The sequence below is a fragment of the Roseovarius indicus genome (assembly GCF_008728195.1).
GTDB classification, from domain to species: Bacteria; Pseudomonadota; Alphaproteobacteria; order Rhodobacterales; family Rhodobacteraceae; genus Roseovarius; species Roseovarius indicus.
The window spans coordinates 687,647-709,240 of sequence record NZ_CP031598.1; the positions used below are offsets into that span (position 1 = coordinate 687,647).

Sequence of the window (21,594 nt, forward strand, 5' to 3'; positions counted from 1 at the left end):
AATTTAGCTTAAAATTTTGCCCGAATCGTTTTGCAGGGTAATTTGTTAACGTCGGGTAATGTCCCGGCCAACCCGGGGTCTCATTTGAAACGCGATTTCTATCTAGACGGACTGGAACTTTCTCAGGGGAATCAAGGCGAAGATGGCCTGATTATTCGTGCGGATACCGATGCCCAGATAGTTATCCCCGACCCGACATGGCTCTTCCGGGCAGAATTCGTCCGCGAGGGTCAGGATCTCGTTCTCGAAAACGAAACCGGGCCGGATATCCGCATCGTCGACTACTTCGCAACGTCGTCACCGCCGGATCTTGCAACGCCGGAAGGCGCCCGGCTGACTGGCCCCGTGGTTTCCCGTTTGGCTGGTCCCGAAGCGCCGGGCCAATACGCACAGGTCGGCGAAAGCGCCCGGACCGATCCGATCGGACAGGTGGAAACTGTCAGCGGAACGGCCACGGTTCAGCGTGTCGATGGCACGGTCGAGACCCTGACCGTCGGCATGAAGGTCTTTCAGAATGATGTCGTTCGCACCGACGAGGGCGGCAAGCTGTCTGTGACCTTCGTCGATGGTACGATGTTCACGCTGGCCTCGGCGTCACGCATGGTACTCGACGAACTCGTCTACACTCCCGAAGGCGACGCCAACAGCGCGGCTTTCAGTCTTGTCGAGGGCAGCTTCGTCTTCGTGGCCGGTCAGGTTGCGAAGACCGGTGACATGGAGGTTAACACCCCCTCCGCCACGATGGGTATCCGTGGCACGACCGTGCTGGTGGATATCGCCACCATTGCGGGGGTCGTCACCGTCTCGGCCTCGCTGACGGAAGATTTCGACGGCAGCGGCGCCGGTGTGATCGAGCTTTACGATCTTGACGGAAATCTCATTACGGTCATCACCAGCGTCGACAGCAAGTGGGTCATCCCGCTTGAAGGCGAGGCTTATGAGGTTGAGCGCACCGCAGAGGATGACGCGAGCGATGCCGAGATCATTGCGGATGCCACGAACGCTTTCGTCAACGCCTATGACCGGGTTGCAGGTGGTGAGAATTTCGTTGAACTGAACAGCTCGAGCGGCAATTCCGGTTCGACCAGCGACCCGGAATTTGACCCGGGGACAGACGAGGGGCTCGATGACGGCGGCGTGGGCGGAGGGCCGGGCGGCCCGGAAGAGGGCGGCTCCACCGGCGGGGGTGGAACGGCAGCTGGAGAAACGCCGACACCAACCCCTCCGACCGATCCCACGGAACTTGACGGCAACGCGGCTCCCGTAACCGCGGACAGCGTTGCGGAAGTTCCAGAGAATGGCACGGTCTCGGGCATTCTCGAAGCCACCGACAGCGATGGCGACAGACTCACCTTCTCCATCGAGACGCCGCCCGAGCACGGTAGGGTCGTTCTTCTTGAAACCGGGGAGTACGTCTATGAGCCGGACGAAGGATATACCGGCGAAGACAGCTTCACCTACGAAGTCTCGGACGGGAATGGCGGGACGGACACGGCGACGGTGGCGATCACGGTCGCCCCGGTGAATGACGCCCCGGTGGCGGAGGGCCTGGAGACCTCGACCGACGAGGACACGCCGCTCGAGGGCGCCGTCACGAGCTCGGACATCGAGGGTGACCCGCTGACCCACGCGGTGGTGGACGGCCCGGCGCACGGCACGGTGGAGATGGCGCCGGACGGGACGTTCACCTACACGCCGGAGGCGGACTTCGCCGGCGCGGATAGCTTCACCTACGAAGTCTCGGATGGGAATGGCGGCACGGATACGGCGACGGTGGCGATCACGGTCGCGCCGGTGAACGACGCGCCGGTGGCGGAGGGCCTGGAGACCTCGACCGACGAGGACACGCCGCTCGAGGGCGCCGTCACGAGCTCGGATGTCGAGGGTGACCCGCTGACCCACGCGGTGGTGGACGGCCCGGCGCACGGCACGGTGGAGATGGCGCCGGACGGGACGTTCACCTACACGCCGGAGGCGGACTTCGCGGGCGAGGACAGCTTCACCTACGAAGTCTCGGACGGCAATGGTGGGACGGATACGGCGACGGTGGCGATCACGGTCGCCCCGGTGAACGACGCGCCGGTGGCGGACGGGCTTGAGACCTCGACCGACGAGGACACGCCTCTGGAGGGCGCCGTCACGAGCTCGGATGTCGAGGGTGACCCGCTGACCCACGCGTTGGTGGACGGCCCGGCGCATGGCACGGTGGAGATGGCGCCGGACGGGACGTTCACCTACACGCCGGAGGCGGACTTCGCAGGCGCGGACAGCTTCACCTACGAAGTCTCGGACGGGAATGGCGGGACGGACACGGCGACGGTGGCGATCACGGTCAGCCCGGTGAACGACGCCCCGGTGGCGGAGGGCCTGGAGACCTCGACCGACGAGGACACGCCGCTCGAGGGCGGGGTGACCACGTCGGACATCGAGGGTGACCCGCTGAGCCACGCGGTGGTGGACGGCCCGGCGCACGGCACGGTGGAGATGGGGCCTGACGGGACGTTCACCTACACGCCGGAGGCGGATTTCTCCGGCGCGGACAGCTTCACCTACGAAGTCTCGGACGGCCAGGGCGGGACGGACACGGCGACGGTGGCGCTCACGGTCGCCCCGGTGAATGACGCCCCTGTGGCGGACGGGCTTGAGGCCTCGACCGACGAGGACACGCCGCTCGAGGGCGCCGTCACGAGCACGGATATCGAGGGCGACCCGCTGAGCCACACGGTGGTGGACGGCCCGGCGCACGGGACGGTGGAGATGGCGCCGGACGGGGCGTTCACCTACACGCCGGAGGCGGACTTCGCCGGCGAGGACAGCTTCACCTACGAAGTCTCGGACGGGAATGGCGGGACGGATACGGCGACGGTGGCGATCACGGTCGCCCCGGTGAACGACGCCCCTGTGGCGGACGGCCTGGAGACCGGCACCGACGAGGACACGCCGCTCGAGGGGGCGGTCACGAGCTCGGACATCGAGGGCGACCCGCTGAGCCACGCGGTGGTGGACGGCCCGGCGCACGGGACGGTGGAGATGGCGCCGGACGGGACGTTCACCTACACGCCGGAGGCGGACTTCGCGGGCGAGGACAGCTTCACCTACGAAGTCTCTGACGGCCAGGGCGGCACGGACACGGCGACGGTGGCGATCACGGTCGCGCCGGTGAACGACGCCCCTGTGGCGGACGGCCTGGAGACCGGCACCGACGAGGACACGCCGCTCGAGGGCGCGGTAACCACGTCGGACCTCGAGGACGACCCGCTGAGCCACGCGGTGGTGGACGGCCCGGCGCACGGCACGGTGGAGATGACGCCGGACGGGACGTTCACCTACACGCCGGAGGCGGACTTCGCGGGCGCGGACAGCTTCACCTACGAAGTCTCGGACGGGAATGGCGGCACGGACACGGCGACGGTGGCGATCACGGTCGCCCCGGTGAATGACGCACCGGTAGCGGAGGGCCTGGAGACCGGCACCGACGAGGACACGCCGCTCGAGGGCGCGGTGACCACGTCGGACATCGAGGGTGACCCGCTGAGCCACGCGGTGGTGGAGGGCCCGGCGCACGGCACGGTGGAGATGGCGCCGGACGGGACGTTCACCTACACGCCGGAGGCGGATTTCTCCGGCGCGGACAGCTTCACCTACGAAGTCTCTGACGGCCAGGGCGGCACGGACACGGCGACGGTGGCGATCACGGTCGCGCCGGTGAACGACGCACCGGTTGCGGAGGGCCTGGAGACCTCGACCGACGAGGACACGCCGCTCGAGGGCGCCGTCACGAGCTCGGACATCGAGGGTGACCCGCTGACCCACGCGGTGGTGGACGGCCCGGCGCACGGCACGGTGGAGATGGCGCCGGACGGGACGTTCACCTACACGCCGGAGGCGGACTTCGCCGGCGCGGATAGCTTCACCTACGAAGTCTCGGATGGGAATGGCGGCACGGATACGGCGACGGTGGCGATCACGGTCGCGCCGGTGAACGACGCGCCGGTGGCGGAGGGCCTGGAGACCTCGACCGACGAGGACACGCCGCTCGAGGGCGCCGTCACGAGCTCGGATGTCGAGGGTGACCCGCTGACCCACGCGGTGGTGGACGGCCCGGCGCACGGCACGGTGGAGATGGCGCCGGACGGGACGTTCACCTACACGCCGGAGGCGGACTTCGCGGGCGAGGACAGCTTCACCTACGAAGTCTCGGACGGCAATGGTGGGACGGATACGGCGACGGTGGCGATCACGGTCGCCCCGGTGAACGACGCGCCGGTGGCGGACGGGCTTGAGACCTCGACCGACGAGGACACGCCTCTGGAGGGCGCCGTCACGAGCTCGGATGTCGAGGGTGACCCGCTGACCCACGCGTTGGTGGACGGCCCGGCGCATGGCACGGTGGAGATGGCGCCGGACGGGACGTTCACCTACACGCCGGAGGCGGACTTCGCAGGCGCGGACAGCTTCACCTACGAAGTCTCGGACGGGAATGGCGGGACGGACACGGCGACGGTGGCGATCACGGTCAGCCCGGTGAACGACGCCCCGGTGGCGGAGGGCCTGGAGACCTCGACCGACGAGGACACGCCGCTCGAGGGCGGGGTGACCACGTCGGACATCGAGGGTGACCCGCTGAGCCACGCGGTGGTGGACGGCCCGGCGCACGGCACGGTGGAGATGGGGCCTGACGGGACGTTCACCTACACGCCGGAGGCGGATTTCTCCGGCGCGGACAGCTTCACCTACGAAGTCTCGGACGGCCAGGGCGGGACGGACACGGCGACGGTGGCGCTCACGGTCGCCCCGGTGAATGACGCCCCTGTGGCGGACGGGCTTGAGGCCTCGACCGACGAGGACACGCCGCTCGAGGGCGCCGTCACGAGCACGGATATCGAGGGCGACCCGCTGAGCCACACGGTGGTGGACGGCCCGGCGCACGGGACGGTGGAGATGGCGCCGGACGGGGCGTTCACCTACACGCCGGAGGCGGACTTCGCCGGCGAGGACAGCTTCACCTACGAAGTCTCGGACGGGAATGGCGGGACGGATACGGCGACGGTGGCGATCACGGTCGCCCCGGTGAACGACGCCCCTGTGGCGGACGGCCTGGAGACCGGCACCGACGAGGACACGCCGCTCGAGGGGGCGGTCACGAGCTCGGACATCGAGGGCGACCCGCTGAGCCACGCGGTGGTGGACGGCCCGGCGCACGGGACGGTGGAGATGGCGCCGGACGGGACGTTCACCTACACGCCGGAGGCGGACTTCGCGGGCGAGGACAGCTTCACCTACGAAGTCTCTGACGGCCAGGGCGGCACGGACACGGCGACGGTGGCGATCACGGTCGCGCCGGTGAACGACGCCCCTGTGGCGGACGGCCTGGAGACCGGCACCGACGAGGACACGCCGCTCGAGGGCGCGGTAACCACGTCGGACCTCGAGGACGACCCGCTGAGCCACGCGGTGGTGGACGGCCCGGCGCACGGCACGGTGGAGATGACGCCGGACGGGACGTTCACCTACACGCCGGAGGCGGACTTCGCGGGCGCGGACAGCTTCACCTACGAAGTCTCGGACGGGAATGGCGGCACGGACACGGCGACGGTGGCGATCACGGTCGCGCCGGTGAACGACGCCCCTGTGGCGGACGGCCTGGAGACCGGCACCGACGAGGACACGCCGCTCGAGGGCGCGGTGACCACGTCGGACCTCGAGGACGACCCGCTGAGCCACGCGGTGGTGGACGGCCCGGCGCACGGCACGGTGGAGATGGCGCCTGACGGGACGTTCACCTACACGCCGGAGGCGGACTTCGCCGGCGAGGACAGCTTCACCTACGCGGTCTCGGACGGCAATGGAGGGACGGACACGGCGACGGTGGCGATCACGGTCGCCCCGGTGAATGACGCACCGGTAGCGGAGGGCCTGGAGACCGGCACCGACGAGGACACGCCGCTCGAGGGCGCGGTGACCACGTCGGACATCGAGGGTGACCCGCTGAGCCACGCGGTGGTGGAGGGCCCGGCGCACGGCACGGTGGAGATGGCGCCGGACGGGACGTTCACCTACACGCCGGAGGCGGATTTCTCCGGCGCGGACAGCTTCACCTACGAAGTCTCTGACGGCCAGGGCGGCACGGACACGGCGACGGTGGCGATCACGGTCGCGCCGGTGAACGACGCACCGGTTGCGGAGGGCCTGGAGACCTCGACCGACGAGGACACGCCGCTCGAGGGCGCCGTCACGAGCTCGGACATCGAGGGTGACCCGCTGACCCACGCGGTGGTGGACGGCCCGGCGCACGGCACGGTGGAGATGGCGCCGGACGGGACGTTCACCTACACGCCGGAGGCGGACTTCGCCGGCGCGGATAGCTTCACCTACGAAGTCTCGGATGGGAATGGCGGCACGGATACGGCGACGGTGGCGATCACGGTCGCGCCGGTGAACGACGCGCCGGTGGCGGAGGGCCTGGAGACCTCGACCGACGAGGACACGCCGCTCGAGGGCGCCGTCACGAGCTCGGATGTCGAGGGTGACCCGCTGACCCACGCGGTGGTGGACGGCCCGGCGCACGGCACGGTGGAGATGGCGCCGGACGGGACGTTCACCTACACGCCGGAGGCGGACTTCGCGGGCGAGGACAGCTTCACCTACGAAGTCTCGGACGGCAATGGTGGGACGGATACGGCGACGGTGGCGATCACGGTCGCCCCGGTGAACGACGCGCCGGTGGCGGACGGGCTTGAGACCTCGACCGACGAGGACACGCCTCTGGAGGGCGCCGTCACGAGCTCGGATGTCGAGGGTGACCCGCTGACCCACGCGGTGGTGGACGGCCCGGCGCACGGCACGGTGGAGATGGCGCCGGACGGGACGTTCACCTACACGCCGGAGGCGGACTTCGCAGGCGAGGACAGCTTCACCTACGAAGTCTCGGACGGCAATGGTGGGACGGATACGGCGACGGTGGCGATCACGGTCGCCCCGGTGAACGACGCGCCGGTGGCGGACGGGCTTGAGACCTCGACCGACGAGGACACGCCTCTGGAGGGCGCCGTCACGAGCTCGGATGTCGAGGGTGACCCGCTGACCCACGCGTTGGTGGACGGCCCGGCGCACGGCACGGTGGAGATGGCGCCGGACGGGACGTTCACCTACACGCCGGAGGCGGAGTTCGCAGGCGCGGACAGCTTCACCTACGAAGTCTCGGACGGCCAGGGCGGCACGGATACGGCGACGGTGGCGATCACGGTCGCGCCGGTGAACGACGCCCCGGTGGCGGACGGCCTGGAGACGTCGACCGACGAGGACACGCCTCTGGAGGGGGCGGTCACGAGCTCGGACATCGAGGGCGACCCGCTGAGCCACGCGGTGGTGGAGGGCCCGGCGCACGGCACGGTGGAGATGGGGCCTGACGGGACGTTCACCTACACGCCGGAGGCGGATTTCTCCGGCGCGGACAGCTTCACCTACGAAGTCTCGGACGGGAATGGCGGGACGGACACGGCGACGGTGGCGATCACGGTCGCCCCGGTGAATGACGCACCGGTTGCGGAGGGCCTGGAGACCGGCACCGACGAGGACACGCCGCTCGAGGGCGCCGTCACCACGTCGGATATCGAGGATGACCCGCTGAGCCACGCGGTGGTCGACGGCCCGGCGCACGGCACGGTGGAGATGGGGCCTGACGGGACGTTCACCTACACGCCGGAGGCGGACTTCGCCGGCGAGGACAGCTTCACCTACGAAGTCTCGGACGGGAATGGCGGGACGGACACGGCGACGGTGGCGATCACGGTCGCCCCGGTGAACGACGCGCCGGTGGCGGACAACGTTTTCGTCGAAGGTGAGGAAGGTGACGGAATCGCAGGCGTGATAATCGCGACTGACGCGGATGGCGATCCGCTCACCTATTCACCAACGGATTCCGGTCCGACACAGGGATATGTCGTCCTCGAGCCGGATGGCAGCTTCGTTTACTACCCGTACGAGGGTGCCTCCGGGTTCGACAGTTTTGACGTCGACGTCAGCGATGGTGAGGAAGTTGTCACGGTTACCGTAACAGTCGGGATCGAGGACAGTGGTGGTGAAGAGGCCGACGACCGTGGGCTTGGCGTCGGTATCAACATCGACGGAAGCGAGGATGGCCCGGCAGGAAGTGTCAGGGTCGAGCGCTCTGCAGTGGACGCCACTCCGGTTAACATCGTGTTCGTCATCGATGCCTCAGGCAGTTTCGAAGACGAATTCGGGCTGCAGGTCGATGCGGTGCGCTCGGCAATTGCCGAGTTGCAGGAACAGTTCGAGGGGTCTGCCACACAGGTCGACATTGCGATCGTCGTTTTCTCGAGCGGAGCGACGCGCACGCTGACTTACGATCTCATCGAGGATGCGGACGAGATCGAGGCGGCGCTCGTCGAAATCGAGGAGAACGGTACCGGTGGCACCACGAACTTCGTCGCGGCGCTCAACCAGGCCGAGGCGTTCTTCGACGAAGCCGACCCAGACGGAGACGAGGCGAATTTCCTGTACTTCGTCACCGATGGTGCCCCGACGAATTCCACCTCGCAGATTGGCGCTGCGCTTGCGGCGCTGCGAATGTCGCATGATGTCGACATCCAGACTTTCGGGATCGGAGGTGGGTTCGATGCCTCCTACCTCGAAGCGGATTATACCGTGAACGGCGAACAGTACGCCTTCGACAGCGATGGATCCTCGGTCGTCCTTTCTTCAGCCAGCCAATTGGCAAGTGCACTTGCTGCCACGCCGCTGTTCAATGCAGAGCTTGTCTCCTTCTCGGTGACGCTCATCAGTGACGGCACCGATCACGGAGAGATTGCCAATCAGGACAGCGAGGCATTTACCGAAGTCGACCTCGACTTCCTGCTGCCCTTCGCCGAGATCGACGGTCTCGAAAGCATGATCGGAGACGAGAACTACTTCCAGGCGACGGCAGTCTTCGACCTGGACGGCGATCTTGAAACAACCGGGGACCGGATCACGATCGTCAGCACCGATCGTCTTGTTCGGCCCGATGAAGCCGTGACCGAAACCGGGACCGACGGCTCCGACCTTCTGGCGGGCGGACCTGGTGACGACGTAATCTCTGGCGGCGAGGGTAATGACCTGTTGCTTGGCGGCGGCGGAACTGACGAACTGTACGGGCAGGCGGGGAACGATATCCTTGTCATCGAGGGCCCCGTGGGCGATGGCTCCCCTGGAGAGGTCGACGGTGGCGAGGGGCGTGACACGCTAAAGCTTGCAATGGGCGGTGACCTGACCGTCGATGTGCTTCCAGCGCTTACCATCTCGGATATCGAAGTGATTGACATGGAAAACGGCGTTGCGAACAGCCTGGCTTTGTCGCTTGATGACCTGCAGGGCTTGTCGAGTACGGCAGACAGTGAACTCGCGGCACTTCTCGATCTCGGCCCGGGCTTCGACAGCGCCACGGTCTATGGCGATCCGGGTGATACGCTCGAGTTGACGAATGACGAGGGCGTGATTGTCGAACAGGCCGGGACGATCACCGACAGTTCCGGTGAAACGCTGGTGGTCTACGAGTTCTACAGCGGCGTCGAGATGGTCGGGGTGCTGGCTGTCGACGACGATGTTGCGGTATCAGGTGCCATGACGCCCGTGTGATCGCGTTCCGTTATTCGGCATCGCCAAGCAGCTTGTTCGTCCGGTCGAGCTTGTCGGCGAGGGTGGCGGCTACCATGCGATGAAGTGCGGCTGCCAGAACGGGGTCCTCCCCGGTGATGGCCGCGATGCGTTCGGTGCTGGCGTGGTAGACCACCGCATCGGTTTCGGCGACGACATCGGCGGTGCGTTTCAGTCCTGCGTAACTGGCGACTTCACCGACGAGCGAGCCCTCGGCCATGGTCCGTAGCCGTAACGTGCCGCCATCGGGAAGGTTGAGCAGAACCGACAGCCGGCCCTCGTCGATCAGATAGATATCGCCGGACTGGTGGCCCTGCGTGATAAGCCGGGTGCCTTTTGCGACCTGTTCACGAGACATTTTCATGAGGATGCGCTTCGTAACGGCCGGATCGCCGGTAATGCGGTCGAGTGCGGAGGTCGCGCTTTCGTGACGTTCCTTATCTTCGAGACGAGAGAGCATTTCGACCTCGACGGCTTCCAGTGCTTCGTCGGTCGTTCGTGCTGTCTGCAGAATGTGGTTTGGGCCAAGGGAAAGGTAGCTGCGCCTAATGTCACGGTTCGTTTCGTGGTTCATTTCCGAAAGGACAACGCGCGTGCCATAGCTTCCGGCCAGAAGTTCGATCCTTCGAATGGTGGCGATCGCCGACGCATCAACCCGGCTGACGCGCCGAAAATCGAGTATCACAGTGTGGATCTTCCCCGACTTTTCCAGCAGGCCGCGGATGTGCGCGGTCAAGTACATAGCCGTGCCGAAGAACAGAAAGCCTTGCAGGCTGACAATCGCCACTTCATCACCGTGCGCGTCAAGAAAGGCGGTCTGTGCGGGCCCCCGGTCAACGCGGCTGCGGCGCGTGCGCAAGTCCGAGGTCGAGCGGATGACGGGAAGGCGTGCATAAAGTACGGCGAAGATGACCGAAGCGGCCACGACCCCGACGCCGATCGCTGTCACCATTCCGAACAGGATAGATACAACCACGATGGTCAGGCTCAGAAGCCAGTCCGCCCGCCCCAGGCGCCCGAACTGGTCGAGAACCCAGACCTTTACGATCGAGGCGCCGATGAACAGAAGAAGTCCGGCGGAAACGAAGGTCGGTACGAAGTTGTAAATGTCGCTTGCGAAGGGAATGGCAACGACGGTCAGCGCACACATCGACCAGATCGGCGCACGCCCCAGTGATCCGAGTTGTTGCGACATGGCCGTCGTGGACGCGCTGAGATAGCTGATGGTGCTGCCCGCTGCCCCGGTCAGGATGTTCACTGCGCCGGCGCGCACCAGACCATGCCGGCTGTCGATGTCGCGATCGAGGATAAGCTCGGCCCCCGCACTGTTGAGCATGATGCCGAACAGGCTGATGACCGTTGCCGCACCGACGATGGGCAGGATATCTTGCAGCATGTTCTGATCGAGTTGCGCCACCACTGTGGACAGGTCTTCAGCGGATGGCAGGACGATGCCGGAAACGCGGGGCTGCAACAGGCCCATGTCTCGCGCGGCGGCGAGGTCAATTCCATGAAGGCTGAAGACTCCGTAGGTGCCTGCCAGGCCGATGATCAGTGCCAGGATCACGCCGGTGTTCCTGAACAGCCAGACCGAAAGTCCGAGAACGATGGCAAATCCGATGCTTAGCATCGGAAGCAAAGCCTCGGGTGATTGTTCAGCTATGTCGGCGGCCAAGTCCGCGAGATTCCCGGGATAGACAAGTCCAAACGCCGATCGGGCAAGCAGGGCGCCGACCGCGGCGAGGAAGCCAGCCGCGACCGGGTACGGAACCAGCCGGACAAACCGCCCCAGATCGAAAAAGCCGATTGCCGTCATGGCGAGACCTGACGCCACGGCCGTCGCACCCAGCAGCAGAAAGATGGCTGTTGGCTCACCGGTCGCGCTGAGGGTCAGGGTCGCCGGATAAAGCACGGCCACCGGAGCGTTCTGAACCGATGAGAAGAGCGGCGCGGGAAGGGCGCGTCCAGCGACGTAAACGCATGTGGCCAGAACGTTCGTGACCAGGAATAGAACAAGTGCCAAGGGCACTCCGGCGGAAAGCGCACCGCCGAAAATGAACGCGGTCAACGCCACTGTTCGAGAAATGTTGTCGACACCGGCGATCGCCCCGGCCAAGATCGAACGTGGCAAAGCGCCGGTATTATCCGTCTTGGAATGCGACATATGAGTAAATGCTTGCTTTCGAAGGCTTTGCCAAAAAGTGCCTGACGAAAGGAATGCCCACTTTGCGCAAAGGGTGCAAGGCGCAGGGCTGCCATTGGTGTTTTATGCCGAGCATCACTATCCAGAGCCGGAACGCTCCCGGCGGGACGTGCCAACAGGCTACTGTTCGCGATGTTTCAACCGGCGAAGGGTCCGAGGTTCGACGACCTGCGTTCGACCTGGAAAACCTGGTTGTAAAGCTGGGCCACCCATTGCTTGCCCTCCATGGTCTGTCCGAGATGGCCCAGAGCAGGCTGGATCAGGGGTTCCACCTGCGACCAGAAGAAATCAGGGTAATGCTCTATAAGGTCGAGCGGACTTGCATATCCAAGTTTCTCGGCAGCGCCGATCTCGGTGAATTCATGGAAGAGCGCGTTGATCTTTCGATGGTAAAACGGGTCGGCCATCTGGCCGATAAGATCGGCGGCGCGCACGAGGGCTGGTTCGCCCTCGGTATCGAGATACTTCGGGTCGTCGGGCACGGGAAACCGCGTGTAATCGACGGCGCGGGCAATGCGTTCCTCGTCAACGGTATCGGTCGGGCCGAAGCGGTGACGTGCGTAGATCATCCCTCGGTCCACGTGCCACGGTGTCAGGCAGGCATCGGATGAACCGCGCGGTGGCGTAAAGGTATTGCCCTCGGCATCGATCACCAGTTCGGTCGCAGTGTCGCCCGGGCAGGCGCCACGCGTGTAGCCGATATCGTGTACCAGAAGGGCCAGGATGTAATGCAGCCAGTCTTCGGGAAGTAGCGCTTCGGAGAAAAGGCGCCCGCGCAGGATCTGTTGCCCTACAAGGGTGACCATCATCGTGTGTTCGGCATTGTGGTAAAGTGCGTCGGAGTTCGCCAGACGTTCAAGGACCAGCCTGGCCGCCCCCTTGATATAGGCCGCATGATCAGCAGCCCGGCCAGCGAAATAATCGAGGTACGTATCGGCCAAGTGCTCGCCGAACGCAGTCGCGGTGGCCGTGGTTGGATTGAACATGCACTTTCCCCTCACCCGGCCCGGCCAACCGGGCACGAGACTGACCTTACCGGAATTTTTTCGAAAGTCTTTGGCTAAATCCCCGTGGGTTTCCGGAAATTCGTTCGCTACTTGCCTTTGGTATTGGCACACCGGCCAGGCTGTTTGCGCTGACGCGAACGCTCGCAACACATCCTGTGGCCCGGCGTATGTATGCAGGGATTAACCCGGCGGTGTTACCAATCGGTTTCATCATTTGATGAGTGAGGTGCGTTAGTCGGAAAAGCACGCAAAGCTTGGAAAAGACAAGAAAGACAGCCATGGTTCGTGATTGGACGGCCATGTTTGCGGCCAAGAACATGAGGCGTCATGTATCGGTGGCATGCTTCACAACAAGCATCGGGCTGATGGCAATCTGCCGTCGGAGCATCGGAAGGCCGGCACCACAACCACCTGTTCGGTGATGACAGCCTTGCAAGGCATGGTCTCCAAAAGCATGCGGGCCGCGGGTAAGCCGCACATTGCCGCCGCTGGAGAGGTGATGCAGGAAGACTGTCGGTCGAAGCCCTTCAAGTCACTCAGTTCATCACTTCCTTGCGGCTTTCCGGATCGCCGAACCGCTCCACCTGGCGTGACCGGTACAACTCCACTTCCTTGTCATAGGCATGGTTGAAGGCATCGAACAGCGTTGTCCCGACTTCCAGTCGCGGCATGTATACGATATCGGCGCCGGCATTGCGGATCTTGTCCACCTTGGAAAGGGTGATGGCATTCGCGATGATCGTGGCAGTCGGATTGACATGCCGCACGAGCCTGACCAGCGCGGCAGTGTCGATCCCGCGAAGCAGGTCATCGGGGATCGTGCAAAGAACGACCTTGGCCCGGTCTATCCCCGCATGGAGGAGTGCTTCCTCGTTGGTGATATCCCCGTAAACGATATGCGGCCCCATCTCGCGGATCGCGGGGTGCAGGGAAACGTTGAAGTCGACGATGGAGGTATGTGGCAAAAGGTCGGGCTGGTGCCGTGCCAGTTCGGCAAGGAATGAGGAGGCATCGCGATGTACGCCCAGAATACCGAGAACCACCTCGTGGCCGGCTTTTTCTTCTTCGGTTCCCGGCTCCTTGAAGCCGAGGCGTGAGAGCGTGGATTTCATCGAGTCATAGATGACGTAGGCTTTCTCGAACAAGGGCGTGGTGAGGATCGCCGTGATGACGAAAGCAAGGATGATGACGGCCGCGAATTCCTGGCTGATGTGGTTCAATTCCAGCCCGAGGAAGACAATCACAAGCGAGAATTCCGATATCTGCGCGAGCTGTATCGAACTGACCTGCGCGCTGCGCTGGTCGATGCCGAGGAAATAGAACACGGGAAAAAAGACAAACTGACGTGCCAGCACCGCGAGCGCGGCAATCAGCACCGCCAGCAACGGGATCTCCAGCGAGGTCAATGCCGGAATGCTCATGCCCAATCCGACGAAAAACAGGGTCACGAAGAAATCCTTCACCAGCCCGACCTTGGTCACGATTTCCACGCTGTACGGCGAACTTGCAATGGTCGCTCCGGCGATCAGTGCCGCCATGCCGGATCCGACCGCCAGCGACAGGTCAATGCCCATCATATGCAGCAAGGGATCGAAACTCGACCCGACAGCCACGATGGCAAAACACCACGACATAGCCCCGAGGAGAATGAGCTCGGGTTTCTTGGCGATCCACGAAAAGGCCCTGTGAGCGATCAGCCGAGACAGGACGCCGGCAATGATAATGAGTATGCCTATGCCGAAGAATGAACTCAGGATTGCAACGATGTCCGGGTTGTCGAGACTGGGTTGGATCAACGTTGCGACGATGGCCCAGATGTCCTGAAAAATAAGTATGATGAGCGATATTTGCCCCGGCCGCGTATCAAGCTGGAAGTGTTCCTGAAACAGTTTGACGACGAGAAGCGACGACGAGACCGAAACAGCCACACCCACGTAGAGCGGTGTTAGCGGGGCCGCGGTCAAAAGTCCGCCGATGCCCGCGAATATCAGAAGTTTGGTAGCCAGGACCCCGAACAGCAATGTCAGGGGAAATTGCAGCAAACCTGCCAACAATAGGGTTCGCCCACTTGCGAGGATGCGAGGAAGGTCGATCTCGAGCCCGATGACGAAGAGCAGGAGTACGAAACCGATCTGGGCAATCGCCTCGATGCTGCCCGGGTCGGTGATGATATGAAACCCAACCGGGCCCAAGCCGACACCGGCAAGAATGAACGCCGCGATCGAAGGGATGCCGATGCGGGCGAACAGAACGGCAAGGCCACCCGCTACCAACAGGCTTGCCCCGATATCGGCCACGAGCGTCGGCACCGCGCCGCCGGCCGCAAGGGCAGGAGAAGCGCTGAAAATCGCGAGAAATCCTGAGAGAACACCGATGGCACGGCCTGGGTGCCGCTGGGCGCCGTTCGCGCGCGCGCCGCCCGCAAACACGGCTAAGCGGTTATGAGACAACTCCTTGAAAACAAGCAGTAAGAGCCGCGCCAAGTTCATTGAGTTCCCCCGATAATCCAACTCACGCCCGGTTGGCGCCCAGTATGCCGCCGTGTTCACCACGATCTGCAATATCCAAATGAAGCGCGGTAGGTCTGTCGGCGCGCAACCTCAATAAACCTGCCTTGATCGAAGACGCGAAATTCTGCGCCAGATCAGCCCAGCCGAAATCACTCGGGAGCGTACCAGAAATTGACTGTCTGACAATAAGGCGCGTGAGCATGCTCGTTGCCTCCTCAGGATGCCGGATAAAGCGCCGGTTTCCCGCGCAATGGTGACTTGTCTGACAAGCGTTCTGAAAGCGAGCGAATTGCTTCCTGTTAAGGCGACCGGCGGCGATTTGCGGCAACGTTCCAAAAGTCGGGTCGCGGCAAACGCTGCCTTCGGCTCGGCGGAGAGGACAGCCATCGTCCGGGAACTGCCGGAAAACCGGTACAATCATCGGTTTCCGGCTCACTGGGTGAGAAAAGAATGAAGGTCGCAGATCTCATGAGACAACCAGCCGTCACTGTTTGCGCGTCGGCGAGCCTTGTCGCTACGGCCAAGTTGATGCGTGAGCGGGACGTAGGTTTTGTCGCTGTGGTCGAAAGTGGCGCGCTTGTGGGCGTTGTCACCGACAGAGACATTGTCCTCAGATCGGTCAGCGTGAACGGCCGCGTGAACGATGTCCTGGTCGCTGATGTCATGAGCCGGCATGTCTTGATCTGCCTTGAAAGCCAGACAGTTGAAAACGCGGCAGCCAGTATGGGGGACAATCAAGTTCGCCGCCTGCCAGTTCTCGACGAGACGGGAAACCTTGTCGGCGTTCTGTCGCTGGACACCATAGCCGAGGACTACTCGGAATCGCTGGCAGGTGAGACTCTTGGCGAAATAGTCGAAGAGCGCAGCCCCCCGCCAAACGTCGACCCGTGACGTCGAAATCCCGAAAGATGATGCAAACGTGACCGTCAGATTTGAGGAATGATCTCTCGCTTGAGCCTGTCAGGATCCACCCCGGCCAACCTGGCCAAAGCTTGTGAATCGAGAATCCGAATATCCATGTGATCGCTTGATTCCAGAACACCGTTTCGCGTCAGGCGGCGCATGGTGCGACAGACATGGACCGAAGACAGCCCGACATAGTCCCCCAATTGCTGCTGGGTCAGCGGTACGTGAAATGACGGGATATCGGGCTCGCAGACAGAATCCAGCCTGATGCAGAATTCAAGCAGGGCATAGGCCACACGCATCTCGGCGGTTCCCTTTCCCAAGCGCAACATTCTTTCCGCTCGTCGCGCGCGTTTCGCTGCCTCGATCAGATGAGACATCCGGGCCAATTCTGGCCAGTCCTTCGTAAGGCGTTCCCAGTTTCTATATGGCAGCGCCGCAAGCGTACCATCGGTCAGAGCCTCGATCATGACCGACGATGTCACCCCATCAGCAGATGCAGGGTCGATAATATCACCGGGCAAGGCGAAATCGATGATCTGGTTCTGTCCTTCGTCGAGTGACTTCGATAGAGCAAGCCACCCGTCGAGCACACAGTAGATTGATTCACACTCATCGCCCTCGAGGATGAGTGTGTTGCCGTCTCTGAAAGTGACGGCATGCCGGGCGAAAGTGTCCTGAAGTGTCTGGGAAATCCCTCGCGGGCCGGCTGTTGGCAGGACACGACCGAGTGCGGCCGATTTCTCGGAAGAATGATACTCTGCAAACACCGTCTGCACCTCCTTTCTGCCTCGTCCAGCATTCGCGAAACGAATTGGGGAGAGGGACAGGAGGATGCTTGATCCCGCCTGTTCCTCACTTCCCGGAAGATACATTAACACGTTTGAATGTAATGGTGCACGTCAATCGCACTCCGGCACCGATCTGATCGACAGGAGCACACGCCTCGTCGGAGCGGTTAGCTCGCCTTGTTCTTGCCCCCGCGGAACAGCCGGGTGACGATCATGAAGAACAGCGGCACGAAGATGACCCCGAGTACCGTTGCGGAGATCGTTCCGCCAAGTACGCCCGAGCCGATGGAGTTCCGGCCGCCCGAGCCCGCGCCCGAACTCAGGACCAGAGGCAGAACGCCCAGTGAGAAGGCCATCGACGTCATGATGATCGGGCGGAACCTCTGACGGGCCGCCGTGGCGACGGCGTCGATCACCCGTTCGCCGGCCTCGTAGCGTTCCCGGGCGAATTCCACGATCAGGATGGCGTTCTTGCCTGTCAGGCCGATTACGGTAAGCAGGCCCACTTGGAAGAAGACCCCGTTTTCGAACCCGCCAAGCCATGCTCCGACCAGAGATCCGAGAATGCCGATGGGCATGGCCAGCATGACCGCGAAGGGGATTGACCAGCTCTCGTAGAGCGCGGCGAGTGACAGGAATACGACCGCCAGCGAAAGTGCATAAAGCAATGGCGCCTGACTGCCTGATTGACGCTCCTCAAGTGACAGCCCGGTCCACGCGGCGTCGTAGCCCGGCCCGATGTCGGCGATGATACGTTCCATCTCGGCCATGGCTTCGCCGGTGGTCACACCCGGGGCCGGCGAACCCTGGATCTGGATCGATGGAACGCCGTTGTACCGGTAAAGCCCCTGCGCGCCATAGGCCCAGCTGCCTTCCGAGAAGTTCGAGAAGGGCACCAGCCCGCCGCTGGCATTGCGCACTCTCCACTTATCGATATCGGAGGGGGTCGACCGGGCATCCGCATCGCCTTGAACATAGACGCGTTTGATCCGGCCCTGATCTACGAAATCGTTGACGTAGGTGCCGGCCCACGCGACTTGCAAAAGCTGGCCGACATCGGTTGGTGTCAGTCCCATGGCGCCGGCCTTGCGCCAGTCGATATCCAGGTTGAACTGAGATGCATCCTCCAGCCCGCTGGGGCGGGCCGAGGCGATCAGCGGGCTTTGTGCCGCCGCACCCAGAAGCTGATTGCGCGCGGCGACGAGATCGGCGTGGCTCTGACCCTCGCGGGCCTGCAGGTAAAAGTCGAAACCAGAGACGTTGCCCAGTTCGATGACAGAAGGGGGAACAACCGGGAAGACCTGTGCGTCGCGGATCTGGCTGAAGGCCCCGAAGGCACGCCCGGCAAGCGCCTGTACGCCTTGCTGCGGCTCTTTCCGATCGTCCCAGTCTTCAAGCTGGACGAAGGCGATGCCCATGTTCTGCCCGCTCCCGCCGAAGCTGAACCCAACGACGCCGAACATGGATTTGACGACACCGTTCTCCTGCGTGAGGTAATAATCCTCGACCTGCTCCAGAACGTCGAGCGTACGTTCGGCAGAAGCGCCAGTTGGGGCCTGAATGAGCGTGAAGAGAATACCCTGGTCTTCGTTCGGCAGAAACCCCGTCGGCGTACGCATGAACAGCAGCACCATGGTAGCCGCCAAGGCGAGGTAGATGAGCCCGACGCGGAACGGGCGCTTCACCGACCATTTCACTGTGCCGGTATAGCCGTTGGTCAGCTTCGAGAACCCGCGGTTGAACAAGCCGAAAACCCCGCGCTTCTCGCCGTGATCCTTTGCCTTGAGCATGGACGCACAGAGCGCCGGTGTCAGGGTAATCGCCACGACCACGGACAGCGCCATTGCGGAAACGATCGTGATGGCGAACTGTTGGTAGATCACGCCGGTCGACCCGGGGAAGAACGCCATTGGCACGAATACCGCCGAGAGCACCATGGCGATGCCGATCAGCGCGCCGGTGATCTGTCCCATCGACTTGTGCGTCGCTTCGCGGGGCGGAAGACCTTCCTCTTCCATGATACGTTCGACGTTCTCGACCACCACGATCGCGTCATCGACCAGAAGGCCGATAGCCAGAACCATCGCCAACATGGTCAGGGTGTTGATCGTGAACCCGGCCACGGCAAGCACGCCGAAGGTGCCAAGCAACACGACCGGCACGGCCAGCGTCGGAATGAGAGTGGCGCGCAGGTTCTGCAGGAAGAGAAGCATCACGAGGAAAACGAGGCCGATCGCCTCGAATAGCGTTTTCACCACTTCCTTGATCGAGATTTCGATGAACGGGGTCGTGTCGTAGGGGATCACGTAATCCACGCCCTCGGGGAAGAAATTCGCGAATTCCTCCATGCGTGCCTTGACGGCTTCGGCCGTATCGAGTGCGTTCGCGCCGGGGGCAAGACTGATTGCCATGCCCGAGGCCGGGTTGCCGTTGAACCGTGCGATTGTCGCGTAATTCTCGGCGCCAATTTCGACACGCGCAACGTCGTCAAGCAACACCAGGCCGCCATCCGTTTCCGCGCGCAGGACGATCTGGCGAAAATCCTCGGGCGTGCTGAGCAGGGATTGGGCGGTGATCGTGGCGTTCAGCTGCTGCCCTTCGACCGCCGGCCGCGTGCCGAAGGCGCCGGCCGAAATCTGGGCGTTCTGGGCCGAAACCGCGGCGACAACATCCGACGGCGTCAACTCGAAGGCCGCCAGCTTGGCGGGGTCGAGCCAGATACGCATGGCGTATTGCCCGCCGAATACATTGACGGAACCGACGCCCTGAATGCGGCTCAGTTCGTCCACCAGGTTGGTGACCATATAGTCGGCAAGGTCGACCTGCTCGAGGCTTCCGTCTGTCGAGATAAGGCCGACCACCATAAGGAAACCCGCCGAGGATTTCTCGACCGTGAGGCCCTGGCGTTGCACGATTTCGGGAAGCAGCGGCGTCGCCCGGCTGAGTTTGTTCTGCACCTGCACCTGGGCAATGTCGACGTCTGTGCCGGTTTCGAAGGTCAGCGTAATTTCAGACCGGCCCGCGGCTGTGGAACTGGACGAGAAATATCGCAGGCCGTCGAGACCCGTCATCTGCTGCTCGATCACCTGCGTCACGGTGTTGGCCACGGTATCGGCCGAGGCGCCCGGATAGGTGCCGCTGATTGTCACCGACGGCGGAGCAATCTGAGGGTACTGCGCGATGGGAAGAAGCCGGATCGCAAGAACCCCGATCCCCATGATCAGGATCGAGATAACCCAGGCAAAGACCGGTCGGTCGATGAAAAAGCGTGCCATATCAAGCGCCCCCGTATCCGGTCGTCATTCCGACTGTGCCTGTTCGCCGGTCTCGGCGCGCTCTTCCGGAGTGACCGTGGCGCCAGGGGCCGCCTTTTGAAAACCGGCCACGACGAGCCGGTCTCCGGCTTCCAGCCCGTCGCTGACGACCCAGTCGTCGCCACGGTCCTGCACGATGGTCAGCGGGCGTTCCTCGATTGCTCCCTCGCCGTTCACCACCCATGCGTTGGGCCGGCCACGGCGGTCGCGAACCACGCCTTCCTGTGGGACGAGAAAGACATTTTCGGCCATGTCGACGGGCATTTCCACCTGGACGTACATGCCTGGAAGCAGCAGCAGGTCAGGATTGGCGAATTGCAGCCGCAGCGTGACGACACCGGTTTGCGGGTCCACGTTGGGCTCGGCGGCCTGAAGGCGCCCGGTCTGGTCATACTCCGAACCGTCCGCAAGCGTCAGCCGAACGGTACCGTCGGCGTCGGCCAGCTCTTCTTCCGTTTCTCCCCGACGCCAGCGAAGTAGATCCGCGGCAGATTGGGTGACATCAACGTAGACCGAGTCGATCTTGCGGATAACCGCAAGAGGTTCAGCCTGGCTGGCCGTTACAAGTGCGCCCTGGCTTGTCTGAGACAGGCCAATGCGGCCGGACAGGCGGGCGCGGATCGTGGTATGCGAAAGCTCGATCTCTGCAGAATTCAGCTGGGCCTGGGCAAGTTCAAGTGCGGCAGATGCGGAATCCCGTGCCGCGAGGGCGTCGTCGAGCGCCTGTTCCGAAGCGACATTTCGCGCTTGCAACTCTTGCAGCCGTTCGGCTTCCCGTTCCGCTGCACCCAGTTGCGCCTCGGCCTGAGAAACACTGGCGCGGGCCTGACGAACGCTCGCCTCGTAGCTCGCCGCGTCGATCCTGTAGAGGGGCGCATCGAGTTCAACCTGCGCGCCCTCTTCGAAAAGACGCTCGGTAATGATGCCATTCACCTGCGGCCGAACTTCGGCTTGCGCCGATGCTGCAACTCGCCCGGGAAGTGTCGAGGTCAGTGTAACCGTCTGCGGTTCGACCGTAACAACCGTCACGGTGGCGGGCGGTTGGCCCTCCTGTGCCACCGCGGCTGACAGGGAACAGGTGAGCAGAGCGACGAATGCAGCGGAGCGCCGTAGAAGCAGCGACATGGTGAACCTTTCTGAGCGAACGTACTGGCCTGCAAAATGGCGGCACGCCTCGGAATATGGGGCACTAAGATAGAACCGGGTCCG

Annotated in this window: 9 protein-coding genes; 2 read left to right on the forward strand and 7 right to left on the reverse strand. The window is 63.4% G+C overall.

The genetic code is table 11. The features are described 5' to 3' along the window. The first annotated feature begins 84 nt into the window (after nt 1–84). The gene (locus tag RIdsm_RS03395; protein ID WP_151175213.1) at nt 85–9,636 is read left to right on the forward strand and encodes an Ig-like domain-containing protein; all 9,552 of its coding nucleotides are present in this window, start codon (nt 85–87) and stop codon (nt 9,634–9,636) included. 10 nt (nt 9,637–9,646) lie between these two features. Here the strand turns inward: RIdsm_RS03395 and RIdsm_RS03400 are convergent, their stop codons facing one another. The 4 genes from RIdsm_RS03400 to RIdsm_RS03415 all read right to left on the reverse strand — a co-directional run bounded on the left by RIdsm_RS03400 (nt 9,647) and on the right by RIdsm_RS03415 (nt 15,576). Next, nucleotides 9,647–11,818 (reverse strand): cyclic nucleotide-binding domain-containing protein, encoded by a 2,172-nt coding sequence (locus RIdsm_RS03400; protein WP_057818790.1) that lies wholly within the window; start codon nt 11,816–11,818, stop codon nt 9,647–9,649. A gap of 176 nt (nt 11,819–11,994) precedes the next feature. Continuing rightward, nucleotides 11,995–12,843 (reverse strand): hypothetical protein, encoded by an 849-nt coding sequence (locus RIdsm_RS03405; RefSeq protein ID WP_057818792.1) that lies wholly within the window; start codon nt 12,841–12,843, stop codon nt 11,995–11,997. 557 nt (nt 12,844–13,400) lie between these two features. Next, nucleotides 13,401–15,353: a cation:proton antiporter gene (locus RIdsm_RS03410; RefSeq protein ID WP_082647469.1), complete on the reverse strand. Its 1,953-nt coding sequence runs from the start codon at nt 15,351–15,353 to the stop codon at nt 13,401–13,403. Between the two features lie 22 nt (nt 15,354–15,375). Further along, entirely contained in the window at nt 15,376–15,576 is a 201-nt protein-coding gene (locus tag RIdsm_RS03415) for a hypothetical protein (protein ID WP_138179043.1), read from the reverse strand. Between the two features lie 248 nt (nt 15,577–15,824). Here RIdsm_RS03415 and RIdsm_RS03420 point away from each other — a divergent pair, with 248 nt between their 5' ends. After that, nucleotides 15,825–16,265, forward strand: a complete 441-nt coding sequence (locus tag RIdsm_RS03420; protein ID WP_057818796.1) for a CBS domain-containing protein — start codon at nt 15,825–15,827, stop codon at nt 16,263–16,265. A gap of 35 nt (nt 16,266–16,300) precedes the next feature. Here RIdsm_RS03420 and RIdsm_RS03425 read toward each other — a convergent pair whose 3' ends face one another. The 3 genes from RIdsm_RS03425 to RIdsm_RS03435 all read right to left on the reverse strand — a co-directional run bounded on the left by RIdsm_RS03425 (nt 16,301) and on the right by RIdsm_RS03435 (nt 21,510). Next, complete coding sequence (locus RIdsm_RS03425; protein ID WP_160325872.1) at nt 16,301–17,050, reverse strand: Crp/Fnr family transcriptional regulator; 750 nt, start codon at nt 17,048–17,050, stop codon at nt 16,301–16,303. A gap of 188 nt (nt 17,051–17,238) precedes the next feature. Beyond that, the gene (locus RIdsm_RS03430; RefSeq protein WP_057818800.1) at nt 17,239–20,346 is read right to left on the reverse strand and encodes an efflux RND transporter permease subunit; all 3,108 of its coding nucleotides are present in this window, start codon (nt 20,344–20,346) and stop codon (nt 17,239–17,241) included. 24 nt (nt 20,347–20,370) lie between these two features. Next, nucleotides 20,371–21,510 carry an efflux RND transporter periplasmic adaptor subunit gene (locus RIdsm_RS03435; RefSeq protein WP_057818802.1) on the reverse strand — a complete coding sequence of 380 codons (1,140 nt, stop codon included), beginning with the start codon at nt 21,508–21,510 and terminating at the stop codon, nt 20,371–20,373. Between the last annotated feature and the right edge of the window lie 84 nt (nt 21,511–21,594).

Excerpts from the sequence above, each read along its gene's own strand:
- RIdsm_RS03405 (WP_057818792.1), bottom strand. The coding sequence starts at position 12,843 with ATGTTCAATCCAACCACGGCCACCGCGACTGCGTTCGGCGAGCACTTG.
- RIdsm_RS03410 (WP_082647469.1), bottom strand. The coding sequence starts at position 15,353 with ATGAACTTGGCGCGGCTCTTACTGCTTGTTTTCAAGGAGTTGTCTCAT.
- RIdsm_RS03415 (WP_138179043.1), bottom strand. The coding sequence starts at position 15,576 with ATGCTCACGCGCCTTATTGTCAGACAGTCAATTTCTGGTACGCTCCCG.
- RIdsm_RS03420 (WP_057818796.1), top strand. The coding sequence starts at position 15,825 with ATGAAGGTCGCAGATCTCATGAGACAACCAGCCGTCACTGTTTGCGCG.
- RIdsm_RS03430 (WP_057818800.1), bottom strand. The coding sequence starts at position 20,346 with ATGGCACGCTTTTTCATCGACCGACCGGTCTTTGCCTGGGTTATCTCG.
- RIdsm_RS03400 (WP_057818790.1), bottom strand. The coding sequence starts at position 11,818 with ATGTCGCATTCCAAGACGGATAATACCGGCGCTTTGCCACGTTCGATC.
- RIdsm_RS03435 (WP_057818802.1), bottom strand. The coding sequence starts at position 21,510 with ATGTCGCTGCTTCTACGGCGCTCCGCTGCATTCGTCGCTCTGCTCACC.